Origin of the sequence: Caballeronia sp. ATUFL_F1_KS4A, from assembly GCF_023630905.1 — a bacterium.
GTDB classification, from domain to species: Bacteria; Pseudomonadota; Gammaproteobacteria; order Burkholderiales; family Burkholderiaceae; genus Caballeronia; species Caballeronia zhejiangensis.
In genome coordinates this window covers 63,611-84,740 of the sequence record NZ_JALQEB010000037.1, presented here as the reverse complement: position 1 = coordinate 84,740, position 21,130 = coordinate 63,611, and the positions used below count along the sequence as shown (strand labels likewise).

Here is a 21,130-nt window from a genome sequence, read left to right as displayed (position 1 = left end):
TTTATTGCAGCGGCGCGTGCGCCGTCTCCTTGATGGTGGCGACCGTGATCGTCGAAAGCAACGCCGCGAGCATCACGAAATACGCGGGCGAAAGCGGCGAGCCGGTTGCCTTGATGAGCGCGATGGAGATCATCGGCGCGAAACCGCCGAACACCGCGTTGGCGATGCCGTAGCCGATCGACATCCACGTCGTGCGGATTTTCGTCGGGAAAAGTTCGGAGAGCACGGCCGGCCCCACACCCGAAAATATGCCGATGACGACGCCGCCCAGCACCTGCACCGCGCCGACGATCGCCGCCGACTTGTACGTGAGCATCAAGTGAAAGATCGGATACGGCAGCACGAGAAACGCGATGCAGCCGATCGCATAGATCGGCTTGCGGCCGAAGCGATCCGACGCCGCGCCCCAGAACGGAATCGACGCGGTCATCGCGATGAGGCCCGCCGTGTTGAGCCACAGCGCCGTCGACGGATGCATGCCGACGTATTTCGTCGTGAACGACGGCAGATAGTTGAGCAGCACGTAGAGCGAGACCGTCCACACGATCACGAGCCCGCACGCCTGCAGACCGAGCAGCGCGGGCGCGCGGCCTTTGGCCTTCGGCGCTTCGTCGCTTGCGCTTTGATACGCGGGCGTCTCCTCGCTGCGCTTTCTGATGATCCAGCCGATCGGCCCGATCACGATCGCACCGATGATGAACGGCACGCGCCAGCCCCAATCGAGCATCGCTTGAGGCGAGAGCAGCGTCGTCATGAGCGCGGCCGCGCCCGAGCCGAGCAGCATGCCGCCGAGGGTGCTGCATTGCTGGAAGCTGCCGTAGAAGCCGCGCTTGTTCGGCGGCGCCCATTCGACGAGAAACGCGACCGCGTTGCCCAGCTCGCCGCCGACGGAAATGCCTTGCAGCATGCGCGCCGCGACGAGCAGGATCGGCGCCCATATGCCGATGGCCGCATACGACGGCAGCAGCGCCATGAAGAGCGTCGCGGCGGCCATGAGCGGCATGACGAAGGTGAGCGTCCACTTGCGGCCTTTCTTGTCGCCGAGCCAGCCGAAGATGATCGCGCCGAGCGGACGCGCCGCGAAGCCCAGGCCGAATGCGCCGAATGTACCGAGCATGGCGGCGAAGTCGTCGCCGGTGGGGAACATCACTTTGGCGATGACGGTCGCGAGGAACGCGTACGTGCCGAAATCGAACCATTCGAGGATATTGCCGACGACGGCGGCGGTGACTGCACGGCTGGTTTTCGATGAGACCCGCGGGCTGTCGCTCGCGGCATAGGGGTTCGCAACGGCATTGGCTCGGTCGGTCATGGGGGCTCCGTCGGCAGCGTTGGGTGCGGCGTGGGGGTGATTGTGCGCCCATGTCAAAATTGAATCAAGGATTTTGGATCCAAAATCGAAGCCCGCAAACCGCCGGATTTTCTGGCGACCCGTCGGCTTTCAGCGCGCCGTCTGCGCCACGACGGTCTGCGTGACGGCCGGTGCCCCATAAAACATCTGCGCCATCGCGATATCCGTCGCGCTCAACTGTCCGTTACCGTTCCATTGCGGATTGCAGTAATTCATGATCGACGCCAGATCCCACGCGCCGATCATCGTGTCGCCGTAAGTGCCTTGCGCGGGTTCCTTGCATGTCGTCGATGGCGTGTCCGGCCGATTCTGCTCATGCGCGAATCCCAGCGCATGACCGAACTCGTGCGCGGCGATGGCGCGAACACAATACTCCTCGCGTCCGATGCAACTCGTACTCCAGTTTCTGAACGTGAAGTTGAAGACCATGCCGCCGGCGACATTGTTGATCTGCGTTCCCAGACCTTGCGTATGCGGTCCCGTCTTGGCGCTATCCTCGACCGATATCCGAATGCCGTAATAGTTCGGCGCGTTGGTGCATTGCTGCCATCCCGCGAATACGACGCCCGAATGCGCCTCCCAGCTTTGCTGAACCGCGAGCTGACTCCAACTGCGTTGATTGGCGTACATGGCGAAATCGGCGTTGCTCAGATCCCAGCACACGTTGATCGGAAACTGCTTCCAGATGACCGTCGATAATGCGAAACCCTTGTTCGTCCCATTCATCTGGGCATCTTTCGCGGATGCATTCACGGCATCGGATACGCCGTCGCCTCCGCCGCATGCGCCAAGCAGCATTGCTAACAATAATGCGAATAGGCACGCGCCGATCCGTCTCATGTTCTTCTCCGCTGCGATAGTTTCGCTGCAAACGAGAAGTATATTTTCAAAGCAGCGGTGAAATTCGTTTGGTCATTCCATAGCATTTACGAAAGATGCGTGAAGCGCACCGTCACGACCACCCCACGATCCGGATGCTCGCGCTGCGCCAGCACGATCTGCCCGCGATGCGCCTGCACGATCTCCTTCGCAATCGCGAGGCCGAGGCCGGTTCCTTCCGTATCCGCCGATGCGCGATAAAACGGCTCGAACACGCGACTGCGCGCTTCGGCGGGAATACCGGGGCCATCGTCGATGACGGTGAGCGTCACGCGTTGCGCATCGCGCATGACGGCAACGGTCACGTGCCCGCCCGGCTGCGTATAGCGAATCGCATTCTCGACGACGTTGTACACGAGCGCCGACAACAATCCTTCATGGCCGATGATCCACGCCGATTCAACCAGCTCCGCGCCGAGATCGATCTCGCGCTTCTGCGCGAACATCGCCAGATCCTCGATCACGTCCTGCGCGATGGCGGCAAGATCCACCTTCTGCCGCGCGAGTTGCGCGTAGTCCGCGGCTTCGGCCTGCGCGAGCAGCAACAGCTTGTTGGTGAGACCGACCATCGAACGATTGCTTCGCTGCATCGCCGCGAGCGTTTCATTCAGCGACGGCTCCATCGCGCGATGCTGCCGCGCGAACTGCAATTGCGTCTCCAGCAGCGTGAGCGGCGTGCGCAACTGATGCGCCGCATCCGCGATGAAACGCCGCTGCGCCGCGACCTGAAGCCCGAGCCGCGCGATGCACTGATTGATCGCATCGACGATCGGCCGCAACTCCGTATGCAAGCGCTCCACGCGCAGCGGCTCGAGCTGCATCGGATCGCGGTCCATCACTTCTTTCTTCACCTTCAGAAGCGGCCGCAGCTCGAACGTCAGTCCGATGCAGGCGAGCGCCACGGCCAGCAACACCATCTCGATCTGCCGCACGAGCTGCGGACGCCATAGCTCGCGCACCATCGCATCGCGCGAAGCCTGCGTCTTGCCGACCGAAACGAGCACGCGGCGAATCGCGCCGTTGTCGTACATCTGGCGTACGAAGCCGACGGCGCGTATCGGTTTGCCGTGGAGATCGGCGTCGTAGTAATCGGGCGCGTCGTGGCCGGCGGCGTCGCGCGTCGGGAAATCGGGCACGCCGGCGAGCAGACGGCCATCGTCGACGCTCACGTTGTAGAACACCTGATCGCCCTGCGGCGACGCGAACACTTCGAGCGCGGCCGGCGGAATATCGACGAGCAAGCGTCCGTCCGACCATTCGACCTCGCCCGCGATCATCCGCGCCGATGCAAGCAGCGTGTTCTCCTGCACGAGATCGGCGGTGTGGCGCGCGTTGTCGTAGGCGGCTTTGCCTGTCACGAACACGTAGATCGCGAGCGGCACGAGCAGCCACCATAGAAGACGGACGCGCAGGCTATTGGTCATCGTCCTTTTTGCGCAGCAGATAGCCGAGACCACGCAGCGTGACGATCGCCGCCGAACTGCCATCGAGCTTCTTGCGCAGCCGCGAGACGTAGATTTCGAGCGCGTCTTCGCTCGGGCTGTCTTCGTGCGTGAAGATCGTATCGAGCAGCGACGCCTTCGACACCGTCTTGCCGAGACGCAGGATCAGCGCTTCGAGCACGCTGCGTTCGCGCGGCGTCACGTTGAGCGGCGCGCCTTTGAGCGTGAACTGGCGCGTGTCGATATCGAACACGAGATCGCCGCACGACACCTCGTTCGCCGTCGATGAACTGCGCCGCCGGATCATCACCTTCACGCGCGCGACGAGCTCTCGCACTTCGAAAGGCTTCACCAGGTAATCGTCCGCGCCCGCGCCGAGCAACTCCACCTTCTCGTCGATGGAACCGCTCGCCGTGAGGATCATCACCGGCGTTGCGTCGCCGCGTTGACGCATGCGGCGCAGCACGTTCTTGCCGGAAAGACGCGGAAGGTTCAGGTCGAGCAACACGACGTCGTAAAGATTTGCGCGCAGGAGCTGATCGGCGGATTCGCCATCCTGCACGGTTTCGAGCGTGAACGACTCCTGTTCCAGCATCTTCGCGAGCCAGAGCGAAAGCGTCGGATTGTCTTCGATCAACAGCAGTTTCATGGTGGCGCGATTGTATTGGCTTCGACGAACGATGAAGCATCGGGTTAACACCCATGATTTCGCATCGTCGCAGAAAGCTGGCAGAAGGTTTCGCGTTCCTATAATCGCCGCACAACTGAAAAAGCGGGCCATTCCCAACTTCACGGCCCACATTAAGGAGACTCCTGATGCGTACTCTGCGCCAGATCGCTGCTGTGTCCGGTATCGCTTTCGCCCTCGCCGCCGCTTCCGTATCCGCTCACGCCGAAAAGATTTCGATCATGGTCGGCGGCGCAACCAAGATCATCTATCTGCCCGCGAAGCTCACCGAGCAACTCGGCTATTTCAAGGACGAAGGGCTCGACGTCGAGATCCTGTCGCAACCCGCGGGCGTCGATGCCGAGAACGAATTGCTGGCCGGCGCGGTGCAAGGCGTCGTCGGCTTCTACGATCACACCATCGATCTGCAAAGCAAGGGCAAGGAAGTCCAGGCGCTCGTGATCTTCGGTCAGGTGCCGGGCGAAGTCGAATTGGTCTCGACGAAGCAGGCCGACAAGATCAAGAGCATGGCCGACGTGAAAGGCAAGACGCTCGGCGTGACCGGCCTCGGCTCGTCGACGAGCTTTCTGACGCAATATCTCGCGCAGCGCGCGGGCGTCACGTCGAAGGAATACACGCTGCTGCCGGTGGGCGCGGACGCGAGCTTCATCGCAGCGATCAAGCAGGAGCGCATCGATGCGGGCATGACGACCGAGCCGACCGTCTCGCAGTTGCTCAAGACCGGCGAGGCGAAGGTGCTCGTCGACATGCGCACGCTCGAAGGCACGCGCGCCGCGCTCGGCGGCACGTATCCGGCGTCGAGCTTCTACGTGCAGCGCGCGTGGGCCGAGGCGCACAAGCCCGAAGCCGCGAAGCTCGCGCGCGCGTTTGCGAAGACGCTGAATTTCATCGCGACGCATAGCGCCGAAGAAATCACCGAGAAGATGCCGAAGGACTACTACGCGAAAAACAAGGACCTGTACGTGGGCGCGCTGAAAGCCTCGCTGCCGATGTTCACGAAGGACGGCAAGATGCCCGCCGACGGTCCCGAAACCGTTCTGAAGGTGCTCGCCGCGTTCAATCCGTCGGTGAAGGGCAAGCATATCGATCTCGCGCGCACGTATTCGAACGAGTACGTGTCGGGCACGGCGACCGCGTCGAAGTGAGGCTTTCACGATGAATCAATCGAATCAACCCGCGATCGAACTGCGCCACGTATCGTGCCGCTTCATCTCGCCGGACGGCAAGGCGACGGTCGCGCTGCGCGATTTCAGCATGTCGGTCGCGAAGGGCGAATTCGTCGCGATCGTCGGGCCGACCGGCTGCGGCAAATCCACGACGCTCAGCATGATTACCGGTCTGCTCAAGCCGACGACGGGCGAAGTGCGCGTGATGGGCCAGCCGGTCGATGGCATCGATCCCCGCATCGGCTTCGTCTTTCAGGCGGATGCCGTGTTTCCTTGGCGCTCGGTGCTCGACAACGTCGCAGCCGGCCCGCTGTATCGCGGCCGCTCGAAGTCCGCCGCTTACGACGAAGCGCAGTCGTGGCTGCGCCGCGTCGGTCTCGACAAGTTCGGCAAGCACTATCCGCATCAGTTGTCGGGCGGCATGCGAAAGCGCGTCGCGCTCGCGCAGACGTTCATCAACAAGCCCGAAATCCTGTTGATGGACGAACCGTTCTCCGCGCTCGACATGCAGACGCGCACGCTGATGCAGGACGAATTGCTGCAGCTCTGGTCGGCGAATGCGGGCTCGGTCGTGTTCGTCACGCACGATCTCGAAGAAGCGATCGCGCTCGCGGATCGCGTGTTCGTGCTGACCGCGCGCCCCGCGACGCTCAAGAAGGTCTACGAGATCGACCTGCCGCGTCCGCGCATCACGTCGGAGATTCGCTATCACCCGCGCTTCATCGAAATTTCGCGCGATATCTGGCACGACCTGCGCGAAGAAGTGCAGATCGGTTGAACCCGCCTCATAGGAACATCACTATGTCCACGCCTCAACAAACGATGCCCTCGGGCATCGATCCCGGCACGCTCGCGCAAGTCGAACGCGAAGCGCAAAAGCGCATCAGGCAGCGCAATGCGCTCGTCATCGGGCTGCGTATCGCGGTGCTCGTGTTCGTGCTCGGCGGCTGGGAACTCTCGGCGCGCCTGCACTGGATCGATCCGTTCTTCTTCTCGATGCCGTCCGCGATCTTCGATCAGATCGTCGAATGGTTCGTCGACGGCACGTCGCAAGGACCGCTGCTCACGCAAGTCTGGGTGACGCTCGAAGAGACGATTCTCGGCTTTCTGATCGGTTCGGCCGGCGGCATTTTCTGCGGCATCGTGTTGGGCCGCAACAAGCTGCTGTCGGATGTGTTCAGCATCTACATCAAGATCGCCAATTCGATTCCGCGCGTCGTGCTCGGCTCGGTGTTCGTGATCGCGCTGGGTCTCGGCATGGCGTCGAAGGTCGCGCTCGCCGTCGTGATGGTGTTTTTCGTCGTGTTCGCGAACGCGTTCCAGGGCGTGCGCGAAGCCGACCGTTACATGATCGCGAACGCGCAGATTCTCGGCGCATCGCGACGCCAGGTGACGACCTCGGTCGTGATTCCGTCGGCGCTTTCGTGGATTCTCGCGAGCCTGCACGTCAGCTTCGGCTTCGCGCTGGTCGGCGCGGTCGTCGGCGAGTTTCTCGGATCGAAGCAGGGCATCGGCTTGCTGATCTCGACCGCGCAGGGCGCGTTCAACGCGAGCGGCGTGTTCGCGGCGATGATCGTGCTCGCGGTCGTCGCGCTCGCGGCGGATTATCTGCTGACGGCGGTCGAGCAGCGTCTGTTGAAGTGGCGGCCGACGGCGAACTGACGCGTCGAATTTCAGGCTCATAAAACGACAAACCCCACGGCGCGTGGGGTTTGTCTTTTCTGGCGTTCAGCGCAGGCCGACTTCCTTCGCCCGCTTGACGTTGCAGCCCGCGTGCTCCGTATAGACCACGCGATTCTGATTGTTGTAATACACGGACCAGCGGTCGGTGCCGTGCTTCTTGAACGCGTATTCGGTGCACAGCGAATGCCACGGTCCCCAGTTTCCGTCAGGCGGACCGAGGCTGTCCTCGACTTCCGCGCGCGTCATGCCGACCTTCACGCGGCTCATGTATTCCTGCGGATCGGGATCCTTGACGAAGGCCGAACATCCGTTCAGACCGATCAGCACCAGGGCCATGGCCACCGCGCCATACGCTTTCGATTCGAGCATCGTTTCAGCCTCGCAAAAGGTCTGAAACTAACGTCTACGGATGCGCGGAACAATCGAACTAATCCTAAAGCGTCCGGCTACGTCGCCGCACGAATTCCGCCGCGCCGATGCACGCGGCGAGCCACGCGCCGCCCGACGCGAAACCGCCGGCCACATCGCCGGGAAAATGCACGCCCATCACCACGCGGCTCACGCCGATCGTCAGCACGATGAAGCACGCGAGCGCGACGATGAGCGGATCGCGGCGCGTCGGCGCGAGGCGCAGCAGCACATAGGCGCACATGCCGTAGCAGACGATCGAGCCGAACGTATGTCCGCTCGGGAACGCGAAGCTTTCGGGCAACGGCACGGTCGCGCCGGTGGGACGGTCGCGGCGCATCATCGACTTGAGCGCCTGATTGAGCAGGCCGCCCGCGCTCGTGACCGCGGCGAAATAGACAGCGAGACCGAAGCGCCGCGTCAGCAGCAGCCACGCGCACATGAGCGCCGACAGCAGCGTGAGGAACCAGGGATCGCCGAGATGCGTGAGCGCGGCGAATCCTCGCGCGGCGAATGCGGGCGTGCCGTCGCGCAGAGCGTCGACCATGCGCTGATCCGCCGATGAAAACGCCGTGCCATGCGCGATGCGCGTCGCGATGGCGATGAACACCGCCGCGCCCGTCGCGCTGACGATGCCCGCCGTAACCGCGACGGCCGCGCCGGAAGCGCGCCGTCCGCGCGCGGCGAAGGCCCACGCGACCGCTGCGAGCGCCGGGCCGGCGAAGAGCGCGATCGCGATGATCGCGGCCGCGTGGCGTTGTGCGAGCGCCGTGTATTCCATGATGTCCTGTTTTCTCCCGATCCCGATCCGTGATTACACGGCGCTCGCGGGCTCAGGACGCGGCTGCGTTGCCCTCCGCTTCGAGCGGCCGTTCCCAGCCGAACGCCTGCACGCGCGCGACGGGCTTGTCCAGGACGAGCACGCCGCAGATGCCGCCGGGCATCGGCAAGGTGAGTCCGTGCCAGTCGGCGTCTGTGTCGGCGTCTGTGTCGCCGCGCTGCGCACGCGACTTGCCGATGCGCGCCGCTTCGTCCCACATCGATTGTCTGGCGGCAGCGTCATGCGCGCCCGTCGATTCGACCGTCAAGCCAAGCCCTATTCTCGCCGATGCCACCGCGACCACGATCCAGATGCCCGAATACGCGACATCGACGTGAACCGGGCCGTCGTCATGCGGATGCGTCACGACGATGCGATCGTCCGGTTCGTCCTCGACGCCCACTTCGTGTGGCTCGCAATGGAACATGTGCGAAAGCACGAGCCGCAGGGTCGCGCGCGCGACGGAAAAGCGCCGCCCGAGCGCGGAATTCGGATGCAGCCGCGTGCGTTTTCGTTCGGCGGGACTGAGCCAGTTCCCGATATTCGATGCCGATGCGAAGCGGAATTCGCTCGGCACCAGCCACAGAAAGACTTCGCCGGGCGCGGGCGCTTCGTGGATCTGCACGCGCGATTTGGCGAGATCGTAGTAGCGCCACGCGACATCGGTGACGGGAAGCGGGGAGATGCGATCGATGGAAGACATGTGCGTCAGCGGACCCGGCGGCGCGCTCACGCCGGAATAATCCGCATTCAGAACAAACTCACATTTTGGGCGCTGGAAGCTTATGGGACGCTTATCCCGCCTACGGGTGATTCCCGAGTTGAGCTTTCATCAATCCGGTCCTCAAAAATCGTCGATTCCTCCCCGCGCGACGCCCGCCGCAGAATGCCTCACATCCACCGCAACGGTGGTTGAACTGCACACATCACGCGGACACAAGGAAGGAGTCAATGGAAAAGAATCTGTTCATCGGCGAAGGCTTCGAAGGGCCGGGCGTCAATCTCGCGCACATCAACGTGCTGGTCGGCCCGCGCAACGGCCCGGCCGGTCAGGCTTTCGCGACCGCGCTCGCGACGCCGTCCGCCGGGCACGCGCCGTTCGTCGTGATCGCGCAGCCGGGCGTGCCGACCAAGCCGCTCACGCTCTATGTCAACAAGGCGCAGATCGACGGCGATTTCCACGGCAACGCGACGTGGGGCGCATCGCAGGCGGGCATCGCGAAGGCGGTCGCCGAATCGCTCGAAAACGGCACGCTGCCGCCGGAAGCGGAGAACGACTGGGTCGTCGTGTCGGCGAACTGGGTCAATCCGAAAACCGACGATCTCGACGCCGTATTCGAGAACAACTATCGCGCGTGCCGTAACGCGATCATCGCCGCGATGGAAGGCCTGCCGCGCAAGGAAGCCGTGTTCAAGGCCGCGCGCGATGTGTCGAATCCGTTCTACACGCCGAAGAAGTAAGGAGTTTTCGACAATGGAATATGTGCGTCTCGGCCAGTCCGGCCTGAAGGTTTCGCGCCTGTGCCTCGGCACGATGAACATGGGCACGCCGCAATGGAAGCCGTGGATTTTCGATGAAGCGCAAAGCGAGCCGATCGTGAAGCACGCGCTCGACCACGGCGTGAACTTCATCGACCTGGCGGATTTCTATTCGACGGGCGTCGGCGAGGAAGTCGTCGGCCGCATTCTGAAGCGGCTCGTTGCGCGCGAGGAAGTCGTCGTGACGACGAAGGTCGGCTACGACATGGCGAGCCATCCGAACGCGGGCGGCCACTCGCGCAAGCACATCATGGACGGCATCGACGGCTCCCTGAAGCGTCTCGGCATGGACTACGTCGATATCTACATGCTGCATTACTTCGACGTGAACACGCCCGTCGAAGAAACGATGCACGCGCTCGACGACATCGTGCGCGCGGGCAAGGCGCGTTACATCGGCGTATCGACGATGTATACGTGGCAGTTCGCCAAGATCGTGCAGGCGTGCGAGCGCCACGGCTGGCACAAGCCGATCAACATGCAGTTGCAGTTGAACGTCGCGTATCGCGAGGAAGAGCGCGAGATGATTCCGTACTGCATCGATCAGGGCGTCGGCGTGTCCGTGTTCAGTCCGCTCGCGCGCGGCCTGCTCACATCCGACGCAAAATCCACGCGCAACCAGACCGATTTCTTCACCGCGCAAATGTATGGCGATCGCGCGTCGCAGGACATCGCGGCATCGGTCGCGCGCGTCGCGGCGCGGCGCGGCGTGCCGGCCGCGCAGATCGCGCAGGCGTGGGTGTTGAGCCGTCCCGGGATTGCGTCGATGCTCGTCGGCGCGGATTCGCCGGCGCAATTCGACAGCGCGCTCGCCGCGCTGGACACGAAGCTCGACGACGACGAACTGCACGAGCTGGAGCGCAACTACACGCCGTGCGATCTCATCAACGACTACACGGCGGGGCGGCGCATCGCGCGCGAGGCGCGTGCGGCGCAAGGTGTGTTCGAACAAGCGATGGAGCGCGCGGCATGATCGACCTGATGCGGACGAATCACTACATCGACGGCACATGGCGCGAAAGCGCGGGCACGTATCCCGTGCGCAATCCGGCGACGGGCGAGTCCATCGCGAACGTCGCGCGCGGCGGTCGTGCCGAAGCGCAGCAGGCGATCGATGCCGCGAAGCGCGCCTTCCCCGCATGGCGCGCGCTGACCGCGAAGGAACGCAGCGCGCGCGTGAAGCGTTGGGGCGAACTGATGCTCGCCAATCGCAACACGCTCGCCGAACTGCTGACTCGCGAAAAAGGCAAGCCGCTTGCCGAAGCGCTCGGTGAAGTCGCGTACGCGGCGAGTTTCTTCGAATGGTTCGCGGAAGAAGCGAAGCGCAGCTACGGCGACATCATCCCGAGTCCGAAGCCGAACGCGAAGATCGTCGTGACGCGCGAGCCGGTCGGCGTCGTCGCCGCCATCACGCCGTGGAATTTCCCGCTCGCGATGATCACGCGCAAAGCCGGTCCCGCGCTGGCCGCGGGCTGCACGATGGTGCTGAAGCCGTCCGAGGAAACGCCGCTGTCCGCGCTCGCGCTGGCGGTGCTCGCGGAGCAAGCAGGCATTCCGGCAGGCGTGTTCAACGTCGTGTCGGGCGATGTGGTCGCCATCGGCGAGACGCTGACCGCATCGCCCGATGTGCGCAAGCTCTCGTTCACCGGCTCGACGCGCGTCGGCAAGCTGCTCGCGAAGCAATCGGCGGATACGTTGAAGAAGCTGTCGCTGGAACTCGGCGGCAACGCGCCCTTCATCGTGTTCGACGACGCCGATATCGACGCCGCCGTGCAAGGCGCGATCGCGTCGAAGTTCCGCAATACCGGGCAGACGTGCGTGTGCGTGAACCGCTTCTACGTGCAGGACGGCGTCTACGATGCCTTCACGCAAACGCTGACGCGCGCGGTGCACAAGCTGCGCGTCGGCAACGGGCTCGAAGGCGAGTTCGATCAGGGGCCGCTCATCAACGAAGCCGCGCTGACGAAGGTGCAAGCCCATGTCGCCGATGCCGTGAGCAAAGGCGCGAAGGTGCTGACGGGTGGCAAGCCGCACGCGCTCGGCGGCACGTTCTACGAGCCGACGGTGCTCGCGGACGCCACGCCTTCGATGCTCGTCGCCGATGAGGAAACCTTCGGTCCGGTCGCCGCGTGCTTCCGCTTCGCGACGGAAGAAGACGTCATCGCCGCCGCGAACGACACGCCGTACGGCCTTTCCGCGTACTTCTACACGCGCGATCTGGGCCGCGCGTGGCGTGTCGCGGAGGCGCTGGAGAGCGGCATGGTCGGCATCAACGAAGGCATCATCTCGACGGAAGTCGCGCCGTTCGGCGGCGTGAAGCAGTCGGGACTGGGCCGCGAAGGTTCCAAGTACGGACTCGATGAATACACGGAACTCAAGTACATGATGATGGCCGGACTCGGCCGCTGAATCATCGCCATACCGCGCATGCACGAAACATAACGCTATCGCGTGCGCGGTTTTCTTGCGGCGTCGACGCGCCGCTCCACTCGAGGTGGAGGAGATACTCTTGGACATGCAAAGCCTGAGCGCGCAGCCGCTCGCCCCGGGCGCCGCCGCGCCCTTCGATACGACGCGCAATCGCGTCGCGCTCGACGATGTGCCGCTGAACCGTTTCCACATCAAGATCGCGGGCCTCACGTTCGGCGCGCACTTCACCGAAGGTTATGCGCTCGGCACGATCGGTTATGCGCTGTCGTCGCTCAACAAACAGATTCCGCTCGACGCGTTCTGGATGGGCCTGCTCGGTTCATCCGCGCTGATCGGCATTTTTCTCGGCAGTCTCGTGTTCGGCTGGCTTTCGGACAAGCTCGGACGTCAGAAGATTTTCCTGTTGAGCTTCATCATCATCACGGCGGCCGCGTTCGCGCAGTTCTATGCGACGACGCCCGCGATGCTCGTCGGCTTGCGCGTGCTGATCGGCTTCGGCATGGGCGGCGATTTCGCGGTCGGTCATGCGATTCTCGCGGAGTTCTCGCCGCGCAAGCATCGCGGCGTGCTGCTCGGCTCGTTCAGCGTGATCTGGACGATCGGCTATGTGATCGCGAACGTGCTCGGCATGCATTACGCCGACGCGACGCCCGATGCGTGGCGCTGGCTGCTGGCCTCCGCCGGCGTGCCGGCGTTTCTGGTGCTCATCATGCGCGTGGGCACGCCGGAATCGCCGCGCTGGCTGCTCGGCAAAGGCCGCGTCGATGAAGCGATGCGGATCGTGCGCAAGCACTTCGGCCCGAACGTCACGCTCGAAGCCGATACGGGCGAGCATTTCGCGGGCAAGGGCGGCTTCGCGCGGCTCTTCAAGCCGGATCTGATTCGCCGCACGGTCTTCAATTGCGCGTTTTTCGTGTGCCTCGTGATTCCGTACTTTGCGATCTACACGTTCCTGCCGAGCATTCTCACGGCGATCCGTCTGCCCGAAGGATCGGGCGCCGATCTGCTGCTCAATGGCTTTCTCGTGCTCGGTGCGCTGATCGGCATCTGGCTGACCATCAAGCTGTCGCGGCGCTCGTTCCTGATCGGGTCGTTCGCGGTGTGCTGCCTGTCGCTGTTTGCGTTGAGCGTGCTGCCGTCGTCGGCGAATGTGGGGATGATCGTTGCGTTCGGCGTCTTCACGCTGACGATGTCGGCATTCTCGAATCTCGTCGGCGTGTTTCCGCCGGAGTGCTTTCCGACCGAGGCGCGGGCGTGCGGTGTGGGACTGTCGATCGCGTGCAGCAGGTTGGGATCGGCGGTGGGGACGTTTCTTTTGCCTATCGGGATCGCGCAGGCCGGCGTGCAGATGACGATGCTCGCGCTTGCGGCGGTGTTGCTCGTCGGGATGATCGTGTCGATCGCGTGGGCGCCGGAGACGAAGCATCTGACGTTGAGTGAGGCGAGTGGGGGGTGAGACCAAGTGCAGTAACGCGCGGCAACGGAAACGTTGCCGCGTTTCATGGCAGATTCGGAATAAACGCGTCGAGGCCGTCCGACATAGTTGTTACCTTTGAGGTGAGCGCCGAGAGGACAAGGCGCGAAGCGGGACGTTGACTCGCGTCATTGCCGACAGAGATTTTCCTGTCATTTGACAGTCTCGTCATTCTGAACATCTCGATCGTTTTCGCCATGAGCTATATCAGTTCAAACTACAAGAACTCACCCTCGGCGCGGCTGAACACTTGGGTATGCGCCCCATGATCCGCACACGGTCCTTACGACGATGCGCCACCCGATGGTCGCACTGGCCACCCGGACTATTGCGGCGGATGCGTCTCCTATGTCAAGCAAGTATGTCCGTCGCTGCCGGCCACGATTGCATGGAAAAAAGGAGCTGCTGTTAAAAACAACCCGCACATCGTTGAGGGGACCGTCATCGCCACATTCGACAATCACCGACACTTCCACGGGCACGCTGCAATCTATGTCAGTCAGAGTCCCGTCGGCGTAACGGTATATGACCAATACGCGCATCCGCCCAAGCCCATTGGACCGCGCATCTTGCGCTGGGGCCAAGGCTCCGACGTCAACAACGGAGACAAATTCTATGTCGTCGAGTAAGACGCTCGCCTGTCTGACGACATTGCTCCTCGCCGCAAGCGTCAGCGGACGCGCGAAGGCGGAAGCGATCGCGTGTCCTGCGTTGCCGGGCACGCATCTCCAATACGTCGCGGCCTTCGACGGAAAGCCGGAAGAACACGTCCGGCTCATTGCGGATCATGGCGATGCCAAGCGGGGCTATTGGAAACTCGGCTACGTCTACGATCACGGCCGCTCAGTGACCGTTCAGTGCGTCTACGCCAACAAGGAAACGCGGGACTTCACCCTTGAGAAGCGAGTCGATGAGTGCCGATATCGGATCGACAAGCCAGGATCCGCCGAACTCGATTGCAAGTAACGCAAAGGCGAAGGCCGCGCACTCAATCCCGCGCCGCCTTCGCTCCCTCCCCGCGCAGCCATTCCGCGAACGCCTGCACGGAATCCGCCCCGGCGAACGAAGGCGCGATATCCAGCCAATATCCGTAAGGCCCTGTCGCCTCCACCGGCGACAGCAGAACCAGCGACCCGTCATGCAGTTCATCCGCGATCATGTTGCGATCGACGACCGCCAGCCCCGATCCCGCGCGCGCCGCGTGAATCGCCTGATCGAGTGTCGAGAACTCGATGCCGTTCTCGCCGAACGCGCGCGGCAAACCGGCGGCATCGAGCCAGTTGGGCCAGAGCGTGAGCCGCGCATCGTTGTGCAGCACATGCAGCGCGGGCAGCCGCTTCAGCAGCGCTTCGACCGGCTGCCCCGCCAACTTCATCGCGCCGACGAGCACATGCCGCTCGATGAACAGCAGCTCCGACCGATGATCCGCCCGCGCCTCGTATCCGAAGCGAATGCTGCACTGACGGTCTTCGACGGCATCGGTGCGAACGGAGAGATCGATGTCGGGCACGGCGTCCATTAGCGAACCCAGTCGCGGCGAGAGCCAGCGCGTCGCGAAAGTCGGCGGCGCGATCACGGTCAGACGCTTGCGCTCGCTGCGTTGCACGTTGGAAAGCGAACGCGTGACGCGCTCGATCGAATCGAACGCCTCCGACAGGCAAGCAAGCAATTCGGCGCCCTGCTTCGTGAGCCGGATGCCCTTGTGATCGCGATCGAAAAGCTTCGTGCCGAGCGCATCTTCGAGCAGGCGAATTTGACGGCTGACCGCGCCCGGCGTCACGCACAACGCCGCCGCCGACTTGTTGAAGCTCATATGGCGCGCGCTTTCCTCGAAAAAGCGCAACGCGGTCAGAGATGGCAAGCGCCGCACGGTCGGCTCCTTCAGACGAACGCGCTACGCTTGCCGCCGAGCGCCTGCGTCTGTTTCCCGATCTCGCCGCGCAGCCATTCACGAAACAGCGCGACTTGCGGCGCGTCGTCCTGGCCGGTGCGCGTCACAAGCCAGTAAGACTGATGCCCGTCCACTTCGACATCGACGATCGGCACGAGCGTCCCCTGCCGCAACTCGTGCCCGATCATGTGGCGATCGGCGATCGTGACGCCGAGGCCGTCGGTGGCCGCGCGAATCGCGTTGTCGAGCAGATCGAACTCGTAGCCGCCGCGCGTATCGACATTGTCGATGTTCGCCGCCTTGAGCCAGTGCTGCCACGTCAGATAGCGCTGATCGCTCGCCGCGAGCACATGCAGCAGCGTGAACGCGTTCAGATCGATGCCGGTCGTATCGCACTCGGCGAGCAGCGCGGGCGAGCACACGGCGATATGCCGCTCGTTCATCAGCAACTCATTGTCGAGGCCGTCCCATTCGCCATTGCCGAAGCGGATGGCGCAGTCGAGTGCGCCCGATTCGACGAGATCGTCCTTCAGGCGCGTAGTCAGCGTGATTTCGAGTTCCGGCGCGGCGGCGCGCAGCGATTGCAGCCGCGGCATCAGCCAGCGGCGCGCGAAGGTAGGCGGCGCATTGACGCGCAAGCGCGTCAGATGAGTCTTTTCCTGAATGCTGCGCACCGTGAGTTCGATGCGATCGAACGACATTCTGAGCGCCTGCAGCAAGAGCCGCCCCGTCGCCGACAACTCCAGATAATGATGGCGGCGCAACAGCAGCGGTTCGCCGAGCTGCGTTTCGAGCTGACGCACCTGCCGGCTCACCGCGCTTTGCGTCACATGCAGCATTTCCGCCGCGCGCGTGAAGCTGCCGGTGTGCCCGGCGACTTCGAAAGCCCTGAGCGCATTCAGGGCAGGCATTTTTCGCTTCAATTCCGTCTCCTCTTCCTGGCGTTCGACGGGCGCATTGAACACGTATCCGCGCCGGAACGTATCGCTCTTGGGCGACATTTTACGAATCGAGGCAAATTATGCCGCTTCGGGGCGCGAAGACGTTTCATGTCTCGCGCCCGCGTGCATCACGCGATCGCGGCAGGCTCCGCAGGCGCCGACACCTGTTCGATGACCGTGCGGGCATCGTCGAGAATCATGTCCGCGCCTTTCTCCGCGACCATCATCACCGGCGCGTTGAGATTGCCCGACGTGATGTTCGGAAAGATCGACGCATCGACGATGCGCAAGCCTTGCATGCCATGCACGCGCAGGCGCTCGTCGACGACCGCGGTGCGCGCGTCCGGTCCCATCGCGCAGGAACCGCACAGGTGATAGATCGAGCCCGACTGCTCGCGGAAATACTCGAGCATGTCGGCATCGCTTTCGACTTGCGGTCCCGGCGAAATCTCTTCTGCCGTAATCGCCTGCAGCGCGGCCGAACTCATGATCTTGCGCACGAGCTTGCTGCCCTGCACCGCTTCGCGGATGTCCTTCGGCGTCGTCAGCGCGTTGATGCTGATCTTCGCGGCATCTTCCACGCGGTTCGACGCGATTTCGATCGATCCGCGGCTCGTCGGACGGCACGGATTGAAGCACAGCAGGAAGCCCGAATACGGCTCGGGTTCGAGCTGCGCCTTGCTGCTCTTCGGAATCCGATAGGAAAGCGGATTGAAATAGAGCTGCAGGTTCGGCTCTTTCTCGTCGTCATCGCCTTTGAAGAAGCCGCCCGACTGGTTCACGCTCATCGAGAGCGGGCCCTTGCGCGATGTCAGATACCGCATCGCCGCCTTGACCTTGCCGAAGAGCGAGGAGAGTTCGTCGTTCAGCGTCGGCACCGTCGCGCGATAGTAGAAGCTCACGCACAAGTGATCCTGCAGATTCTTGCCGACCGCCGGCAACTCGTGCACGACCGGAATGCCGTGGTTCGCGAGCAGCGCCGCGTCGCCGAGACCGGAAAGCTGCATGAGCTTCGGCGTATCGACCGCGCCCGCCGACAGAATCACCTCGCGCTTCGCACGGAACTGCAGCGATTCGCCGTTGCGCGTGGCGATGACGCCGGTCGCGCGCTTGCCGTCGAACGTCACGCGGCTCACGCTGACATTGCGCTCCACGCGCAGATTCTTGCGCCCGAGCACCGGATGCAGATACTCGAAGCTGCTCGACGAACGCTCGCCATTGCGCGCGTTGATGTCATACACGGTCGCGCCTTCGTAATCGGGGCCGTTGATGTCGCCGGTCACGGGAAAGCCCGCTTGCCGCGCACCTTCGAGGAACGTGCCGCAGATCGCGTGCGCGCCCTCTTTCATCGACGAAATGCTGATCTTGCCGTTCGCGCCGTGATACGGCGTGTCGCCGGCCCAGTGCGATTCGAGGCGGCGGAAATACGGCAGCACGTCCCGATAGCCCCAGCCCGCGTTGCCGGCGCGCGCCCAGTCGTCGAAATCGTGCGGCTGGCCGCGCACGTAGATCATCGCGTTGATCGAGCCGGAGCCGCCCTGCACCTTGCCGCGCGGGCAATACAGCGAGCGGTCCTTCAGTTGCGCTTCCGGCTCGCTGTAGTACATCCAGTTGTATTGCGGGTTGTAGTAGGTCTTCGTGAAGCCGACCGGCACCTTGAACCAGAACGAATCGTCCTTGCCGCCCGCTTCGAGCAGCAGCACCGAATGCTCGCCGGACTCGGTGAGACGATTGGCGAGCACGCAGCCCGCCGATCCCGCACCTACGATGATGTAATCGAATTCCATGTTTTCTGCTTTTCCGTTCAGCCCTTGGCGGGCGCGAGATCTTTCACGTCGGCGGGCTTCGCGGCCATCTGCAGATGCAGACGCTCGCCCGTGTACGGCGTATGCGCGCGCACGACGTCCATGTTCAGTTCGACGCCCAGGCCCGGCTCAGTCGACGGAATGATGTAGCCGTCTTCCCAGCGAATCTTCGTCTTGAGCACTTCCGCGTGGAATCCGCCCCACGTCTCGATGCTTTCCTGAATCAGGAAGTTCGGCGAGCACGCGGCGATCTGAATGCTCGCCGCCGCGCCGACCGGACCGTTGTAAAGATGCGGCGCGATCTGCGCGTAGTACACCTCGGCGAGACTCGCGATCTTCTTCGCTTCGAGCAGACCGCCGACGCGTCCCACGTTGAATTGCAGGATCGACGCGGCTTTCGCTTCGAGCAGCTTGAAGAACTCGTACTTCGTCGTGAGGCGCTCGCCGGCCGCGATCGGAATGCTGGTTTTCGCGGCGACTTGCGCCATCGCGTCTTCCTGTCCCGGCGGCACCGGTTCCTCGAACCACAGCGGATCGAACTTCTCGAGGCGCTGCGCAAGACGGATCGCCGACGACGGCACCATCTGACCATGCGTGCCGAACAGCAGATCGGCCTTGCTGCCGACCGCCTCGCGCACCTTGCGGCAGAACGTCTCGCAGCGGTCCATCACTTCGAGCGAAATCTGATGCCCCGAATACGCGGTGTACGGGCCGGCCGGATCGAACTTGACGGCCGTGAAGCCGAGCGCGACGTTGTGCGCGGCGCATTCGGCGGCGAGATCGGGATCGTCGTAGTCGTATTCGCCGCGCGCGTTCTTCGGATAGAGATACGTGTACGAACGCAGACGTTCATGCACGCGTCCGCCGAGCAGTTCGTAGACGGGCTTGCCCGCCGCCTTGCCGATGATGTCCCAGCACGCCATTTCGAGGCCGCTGACGACGCCCATCATCGTGAGATCGGGGCGCTGCGTGAAGCCGCTCGAATACGCCTCGCGATAGAAGCGCTCGACATGATGCGGATCGTGACCGAGCAGATAGCGCTCGAACACGTCTTCGATGATCGGCGCCATCGCTTTCGGATGGAACGTCGCCGAATAAATCTCGCCGACGCCCTCGATGCCGCAGTCCGTGCGCAGCTTCACGAAAATCCAGTACATGCCGCCGATATGCGGCGGCGGCACGGCGACGATATGTGTTTCCAGTGCGGCGATCTTCACTGTTGCGCTCCCAGCTTCCTGAGTCGAAGTTTGAACATGATGGCCGCCACGCCGCCGAGCGCGGACATGAAGGCGATATAACCGAAGTACAGCTGATATCCGTACACGCCCGGATAGTTCTGCGTCAGATAGCCGTTGATGAGCGGCAGGACCGCATCGGGCGAATAGCCGACGACGGACACGAGGCCGATCGCGAGGCCCATCGTTTCGGCGGGCACCTTGCATTGATCGAGCAGCGACCAGTAAAGCCCGCGAATCGCGTACGTCATCACGCCGATGAACAGCACGAGCACCGCGACGAGCACATGGCTCGAAATGCCGGGCGCGGCCATCAGCACGATGAGCGCGGCGGATGCGGAGAAGAGCGCGACGATGAGCACGGTCGTCTTCGAGAAGCGATCGCCGAGAAAGCCGCCGCCGATGCCGCCGATCGGGCGCATCCAGAGTTTCAGCGTCGTGATGAAGCCGGCCAGAACCACCGACAGCCCGATCTCCTTCTCATGCAGATAAGCGGAGAAACTGTAAGTCGACCAGAAGACCTGATAGCCGCAGAAGACGATCGCGGAAAGCAGCGCGAGTTGCGGATTCTTCATCAGCGATATGAGATCGCGCAGCACATTGCGCTTTTCGCGCTTCGCCGCAGCCGCCGCCTGCGCGCCTTGCGGATCGCGCACGAGGCCGAGCACGACGCCGAGCCCGATGCACAGGAACGCGTACATGTAGACGACGAGCCGGAAGCCCGCGACCGTCGAATCGCCGCGCGTCTGCGTGACCCAGGCGAACAGCCCGATCGCGATGGTCGCGAGCAGCGCTTCGATCAGGCCGCGCCCGCCGTCGAGAAAGCCGAAGAAGCGGCCTTGCTCGTCGGCGGCGGCGATCGTCTGCACGCGCTTGATGATCGCGGCCCAGAACGTGAGGCCGGTCGTCAGGCCCCATCCGCCGAAGATCACGATCAGCGAGGCGAACGACGGCGCGGTGGAATACCACAGCCCGAGCGCGCCCGTCGCGATCAGCGAGAAGCTGATGAGCAGGCGCGGCGCGACGCGATCCGCGAGCCAGCCGCTCGGCAAATAGCACACGAGGAAGATCGTGCCGAGCGCGGAGTAGAGATAGCCGAGTTGCGCTTCGGTGATATGGAAGACTTCGAGCATCGTCGGCTGATACACCTGCCGCAGATACAGAATCGGATAGATGGCGCCGGCGGCGATGACGAGCAGCGCGAGCTGGATATAGCGGTCGGCGCGCGTGCCTTCGCGCGGCGTCGCCACGCTTTGGCCGGATTGAGCGGGATTCGATGACACAGGCGTGCTCCTCGAAGGGCAGCGGCGCGCGGCGTGCGGACGCCGCGCGGCTGGGCCTTCACTATGTTTTTGTAGAGGGTGAGAAAAGGAATGCG

General features: G+C 63.4%; 21 protein-coding genes. 9 read left to right on the top strand and 12 right to left on the bottom strand.

What is annotated here, in order from left to right; all coding sequences use genetic code 11:
* Position 1 precedes the first annotated feature (1 nt).
* The 4 genes from NCS03_RS23995 to NCS03_RS23980 all read right to left on the bottom strand — a co-directional run bounded on the left by NCS03_RS23995 (position 2) and on the right by NCS03_RS23980 (position 4,321).
* Entirely contained in the window at positions 2-1,312 is a 1,311-nt protein-coding gene (locus NCS03_RS23995) for an MFS transporter (RefSeq protein ID WP_250529940.1), read from the bottom strand.
* 129 nt (positions 1,313-1,441) lie between these two features.
* Positions 1,442-2,077, bottom strand: coding sequence for a M12 family metallopeptidase (locus NCS03_RS23990; RefSeq protein WP_250529939.1), 636 nt, complete (start codon positions 2,075-2,077; stop codon positions 1,442-1,444).
* A 200-nt stretch (positions 2,078-2,277) separates the two neighbouring features.
* On the bottom strand, positions 2,278-3,654 hold the full coding sequence (locus NCS03_RS23985) for a sensor histidine kinase (protein ID WP_008347296.1): 1,377 nt from the start codon (positions 3,652-3,654) through the stop codon (positions 2,278-2,280).
* On the bottom strand, positions 3,644-4,321 hold the full coding sequence (locus tag NCS03_RS23980; RefSeq protein ID WP_008347294.1) for a response regulator transcription factor: 678 nt from the start codon (positions 4,319-4,321) through the stop codon (positions 3,644-3,646). The genes NCS03_RS23985 and NCS03_RS23980 overlap by 11 nt, the downstream gene beginning before the upstream one ends.
* 167 nt (positions 4,322-4,488) lie before the next feature.
* Between NCS03_RS23980 and NCS03_RS23975 the strand changes: the two genes are divergently transcribed.
* The 3 genes from NCS03_RS23975 to NCS03_RS23965 are packed head-to-tail and all read left to right on the top strand — an operon-like array spanning position 4,489 to position 7,188.
* Complete coding sequence (locus NCS03_RS23975) at positions 4,489-5,505, top strand: ABC transporter substrate-binding protein (RefSeq protein WP_008347292.1); 1,017 nt, start codon at positions 4,489-4,491, stop codon at positions 5,503-5,505.
* Positions 5,506-5,515: 10 nt separating this feature from the next.
* The gene (locus NCS03_RS23970; protein WP_008347290.1) at positions 5,516-6,304 is read left to right on the top strand and encodes an ABC transporter ATP-binding protein; all 789 of its coding nucleotides are present in this window, start codon (positions 5,516-5,518) and stop codon (positions 6,302-6,304) included.
* Between the two features lie 23 nt (positions 6,305-6,327).
* Positions 6,328-7,188 carry an ABC transporter permease gene (locus NCS03_RS23965; protein ID WP_008347288.1) on the top strand — a complete coding sequence of 287 codons (861 nt, stop codon included), beginning with the start codon at positions 6,328-6,330 and terminating at the stop codon, positions 7,186-7,188.
* A gap of 66 nt (positions 7,189-7,254) precedes the next feature.
* On the opposite strand, the gene NCS03_RS23960 is transcribed toward NCS03_RS23965, so the two are convergent.
* From NCS03_RS23960 to NCS03_RS23950, 3 genes are all read right to left on the bottom strand, one after another.
* Entirely contained in the window at positions 7,255-7,578 is a 324-nt protein-coding gene (locus NCS03_RS23960; protein WP_008347287.1) for an outer membrane protein assembly factor BamE, read from the bottom strand.
* A gap of 64 nt (positions 7,579-7,642) precedes the next feature.
* Positions 7,643-8,398: a phosphatase PAP2 family protein gene (locus NCS03_RS23955; RefSeq protein ID WP_250529938.1), complete on the bottom strand. Its 756-nt coding sequence runs from the start codon at positions 8,396-8,398 to the stop codon at positions 7,643-7,645.
* A 52-nt stretch (positions 8,399-8,450) separates the two neighbouring features.
* Positions 8,451-9,140: a 4'-phosphopantetheinyl transferase family protein gene (locus NCS03_RS23950; RefSeq protein WP_085955306.1), complete on the bottom strand. Its 690-nt coding sequence runs from the start codon at positions 9,138-9,140 to the stop codon at positions 8,451-8,453.
* A 248-nt stretch (positions 9,141-9,388) separates the two neighbouring features.
* Here NCS03_RS23950 and fae point away from each other — a divergent pair, with 248 nt between their 5' ends.
* From fae to NCS03_RS23920, 6 genes are all read left to right on the top strand, one after another.
* A complete protein-coding gene (fae, locus tag NCS03_RS23945; RefSeq protein ID WP_008347281.1) occupies positions 9,389-9,898 on the top strand; it encodes a formaldehyde-activating enzyme in 510 nt (169 codons plus the stop codon).
* 13 nt (positions 9,899-9,911) lie between these two features.
* Positions 9,912-10,949: an aldo/keto reductase gene (locus NCS03_RS23940; RefSeq protein WP_250529937.1), complete on the top strand. Its 1,038-nt coding sequence runs from the start codon at positions 9,912-9,914 to the stop codon at positions 10,947-10,949.
* Positions 10,946-12,385, top strand: a complete 1,440-nt coding sequence (locus tag NCS03_RS23935; protein WP_250529936.1) for an NAD-dependent succinate-semialdehyde dehydrogenase — start codon at positions 10,946-10,948, stop codon at positions 12,383-12,385. The genes NCS03_RS23940 and NCS03_RS23935 overlap by 4 nt, the downstream gene beginning before the upstream one ends.
* Positions 12,386-12,491: 106 nt before the next feature.
* Positions 12,492-13,862 (top strand): MFS transporter, encoded by a 1,371-nt coding sequence (locus NCS03_RS23930; RefSeq protein WP_250529935.1) that lies wholly within the window; start codon positions 12,492-12,494, stop codon positions 13,860-13,862.
* A gap of 389 nt (positions 13,863-14,251) precedes the next feature.
* The gene (locus tag NCS03_RS23925) at positions 14,252-14,509 is read left to right on the top strand and encodes a BPSL0067 family protein (protein ID WP_284504156.1); all 258 of its coding nucleotides are present in this window, start codon (positions 14,252-14,254) and stop codon (positions 14,507-14,509) included.
* On the top strand, positions 14,496-14,846 hold the full coding sequence (locus NCS03_RS23920; RefSeq protein WP_250529934.1) for an STY0301 family protein: 351 nt from the start codon (positions 14,496-14,498) through the stop codon (positions 14,844-14,846). The genes NCS03_RS23925 and NCS03_RS23920 overlap by 14 nt, the downstream gene beginning before the upstream one ends.
* Positions 14,847-14,868: 22 nt before the next feature.
* On the opposite strand, the gene NCS03_RS23915 is transcribed toward NCS03_RS23920, so the two are convergent.
* From NCS03_RS23915 to NCS03_RS23895, 5 genes are all read right to left on the bottom strand, one after another.
* Positions 14,869-15,750 carry a LysR substrate-binding domain-containing protein gene (locus tag NCS03_RS23915; RefSeq protein WP_250529933.1) on the bottom strand — a complete coding sequence of 294 codons (882 nt, stop codon included), beginning with the start codon at positions 15,748-15,750 and terminating at the stop codon, positions 14,869-14,871.
* An 11-nt stretch (positions 15,751-15,761) separates the two neighbouring features.
* Positions 15,762-16,682 carry a LysR substrate-binding domain-containing protein gene (locus tag NCS03_RS23910; protein WP_033535896.1) on the bottom strand — a complete coding sequence of 307 codons (921 nt, stop codon included), beginning with the start codon at positions 16,680-16,682 and terminating at the stop codon, positions 15,762-15,764.
* 158 nt (positions 16,683-16,840) lie between these two features.
* Positions 16,841-18,499 carry a GMC family oxidoreductase gene (locus NCS03_RS23905; RefSeq protein ID WP_250441169.1) on the bottom strand — a complete coding sequence of 553 codons (1,659 nt, stop codon included), beginning with the start codon at positions 18,497-18,499 and terminating at the stop codon, positions 16,841-16,843.
* Between the two features lie 17 nt (positions 18,500-18,516).
* A complete protein-coding gene (locus NCS03_RS23900) occupies positions 18,517-19,734 on the bottom strand; it encodes a mandelate racemase/muconate lactonizing enzyme family protein (RefSeq protein ID WP_008347267.1) in 1,218 nt (405 codons plus the stop codon).
* Positions 19,731-21,035 carry an MFS transporter gene (locus tag NCS03_RS23895; RefSeq protein WP_008347266.1) on the bottom strand — a complete coding sequence of 435 codons (1,305 nt, stop codon included), beginning with the start codon at positions 21,033-21,035 and terminating at the stop codon, positions 19,731-19,733. Before NCS03_RS23895 ends, NCS03_RS23900 begins: the two co-directional genes overlap by 4 nt.
* Positions 21,036-21,130 lie beyond the last annotated feature (95 nt).

What these genes read in the sequence shown, in the direction of transcription:
- NCS03_RS23965 (WP_008347288.1), top strand. Translation starts at nt 6,328, where the DNA reads ATGTCCACGCCTCAACAAACGATGCCCTCGGGCATCGATCCCGGCACG.
- NCS03_RS23990 (WP_250529939.1), bottom strand. Translation starts at nt 2,077, where the DNA reads ATGAATGGGACGAACAAGGGTTTCGCATTATCGACGGTCATCTGGAAG.
- NCS03_RS23935 (WP_250529936.1), top strand. Translation starts at nt 10,946, where the DNA reads ATGATCGACCTGATGCGGACGAATCACTACATCGACGGCACATGGCGC.
- NCS03_RS23980 (WP_008347294.1), bottom strand. Translation starts at nt 4,321, where the DNA reads ATGAAACTGCTGTTGATCGAAGACAATCCGACGCTTTCGCTCTGGCTC.
- NCS03_RS23910 (WP_033535896.1), bottom strand. Translation starts at nt 16,682, where the DNA reads ATGCCTGCCCTGAATGCGCTCAGGGCTTTCGAAGTCGCCGGGCACACC.
- NCS03_RS23905 (WP_250441169.1), bottom strand. Translation starts at nt 18,499, where the DNA reads ATGGAATTCGATTACATCATCGTAGGTGCGGGATCGGCGGGCTGCGTG.
- NCS03_RS23960 (WP_008347287.1), bottom strand. Translation starts at nt 7,578, where the DNA reads ATGCTCGAATCGAAAGCGTATGGCGCGGTGGCCATGGCCCTGGTGCTG.
- NCS03_RS23955 (WP_250529938.1), bottom strand. Translation starts at nt 8,398, where the DNA reads ATGGAATACACGGCGCTCGCACAACGCCACGCGGCCGCGATCATCGCG.
- NCS03_RS23975 (WP_008347292.1), top strand. Translation starts at nt 4,489, where the DNA reads ATGCGTACTCTGCGCCAGATCGCTGCTGTGTCCGGTATCGCTTTCGCC.
- NCS03_RS23930 (WP_250529935.1), top strand. Translation starts at nt 12,492, where the DNA reads ATGCAAAGCCTGAGCGCGCAGCCGCTCGCCCCGGGCGCCGCCGCGCCC.
- NCS03_RS23995 (WP_250529940.1), bottom strand. Translation starts at nt 1,312, where the DNA reads ATGACCGACCGAGCCAATGCCGTTGCGAACCCCTATGCCGCGAGCGAC.
- NCS03_RS23985 (WP_008347296.1), bottom strand. Translation starts at nt 3,654, where the DNA reads ATGACCAATAGCCTGCGCGTCCGTCTTCTATGGTGGCTGCTCGTGCCG.
- NCS03_RS23950 (WP_085955306.1), bottom strand. Translation starts at nt 9,140, where the DNA reads ATGTCTTCCATCGATCGCATCTCCCCGCTTCCCGTCACCGATGTCGCG.
- NCS03_RS23920 (WP_250529934.1), top strand. Translation starts at nt 14,496, where the DNA reads ATGTCGTCGAGTAAGACGCTCGCCTGTCTGACGACATTGCTCCTCGCC.
- NCS03_RS23970 (WP_008347290.1), top strand. Translation starts at nt 5,516, where the DNA reads ATGAATCAATCGAATCAACCCGCGATCGAACTGCGCCACGTATCGTGC.
- fae (WP_008347281.1), top strand. Translation starts at nt 9,389, where the DNA reads ATGGAAAAGAATCTGTTCATCGGCGAAGGCTTCGAAGGGCCGGGCGTC.
- NCS03_RS23940 (WP_250529937.1), top strand. Translation starts at nt 9,912, where the DNA reads ATGGAATATGTGCGTCTCGGCCAGTCCGGCCTGAAGGTTTCGCGCCTG.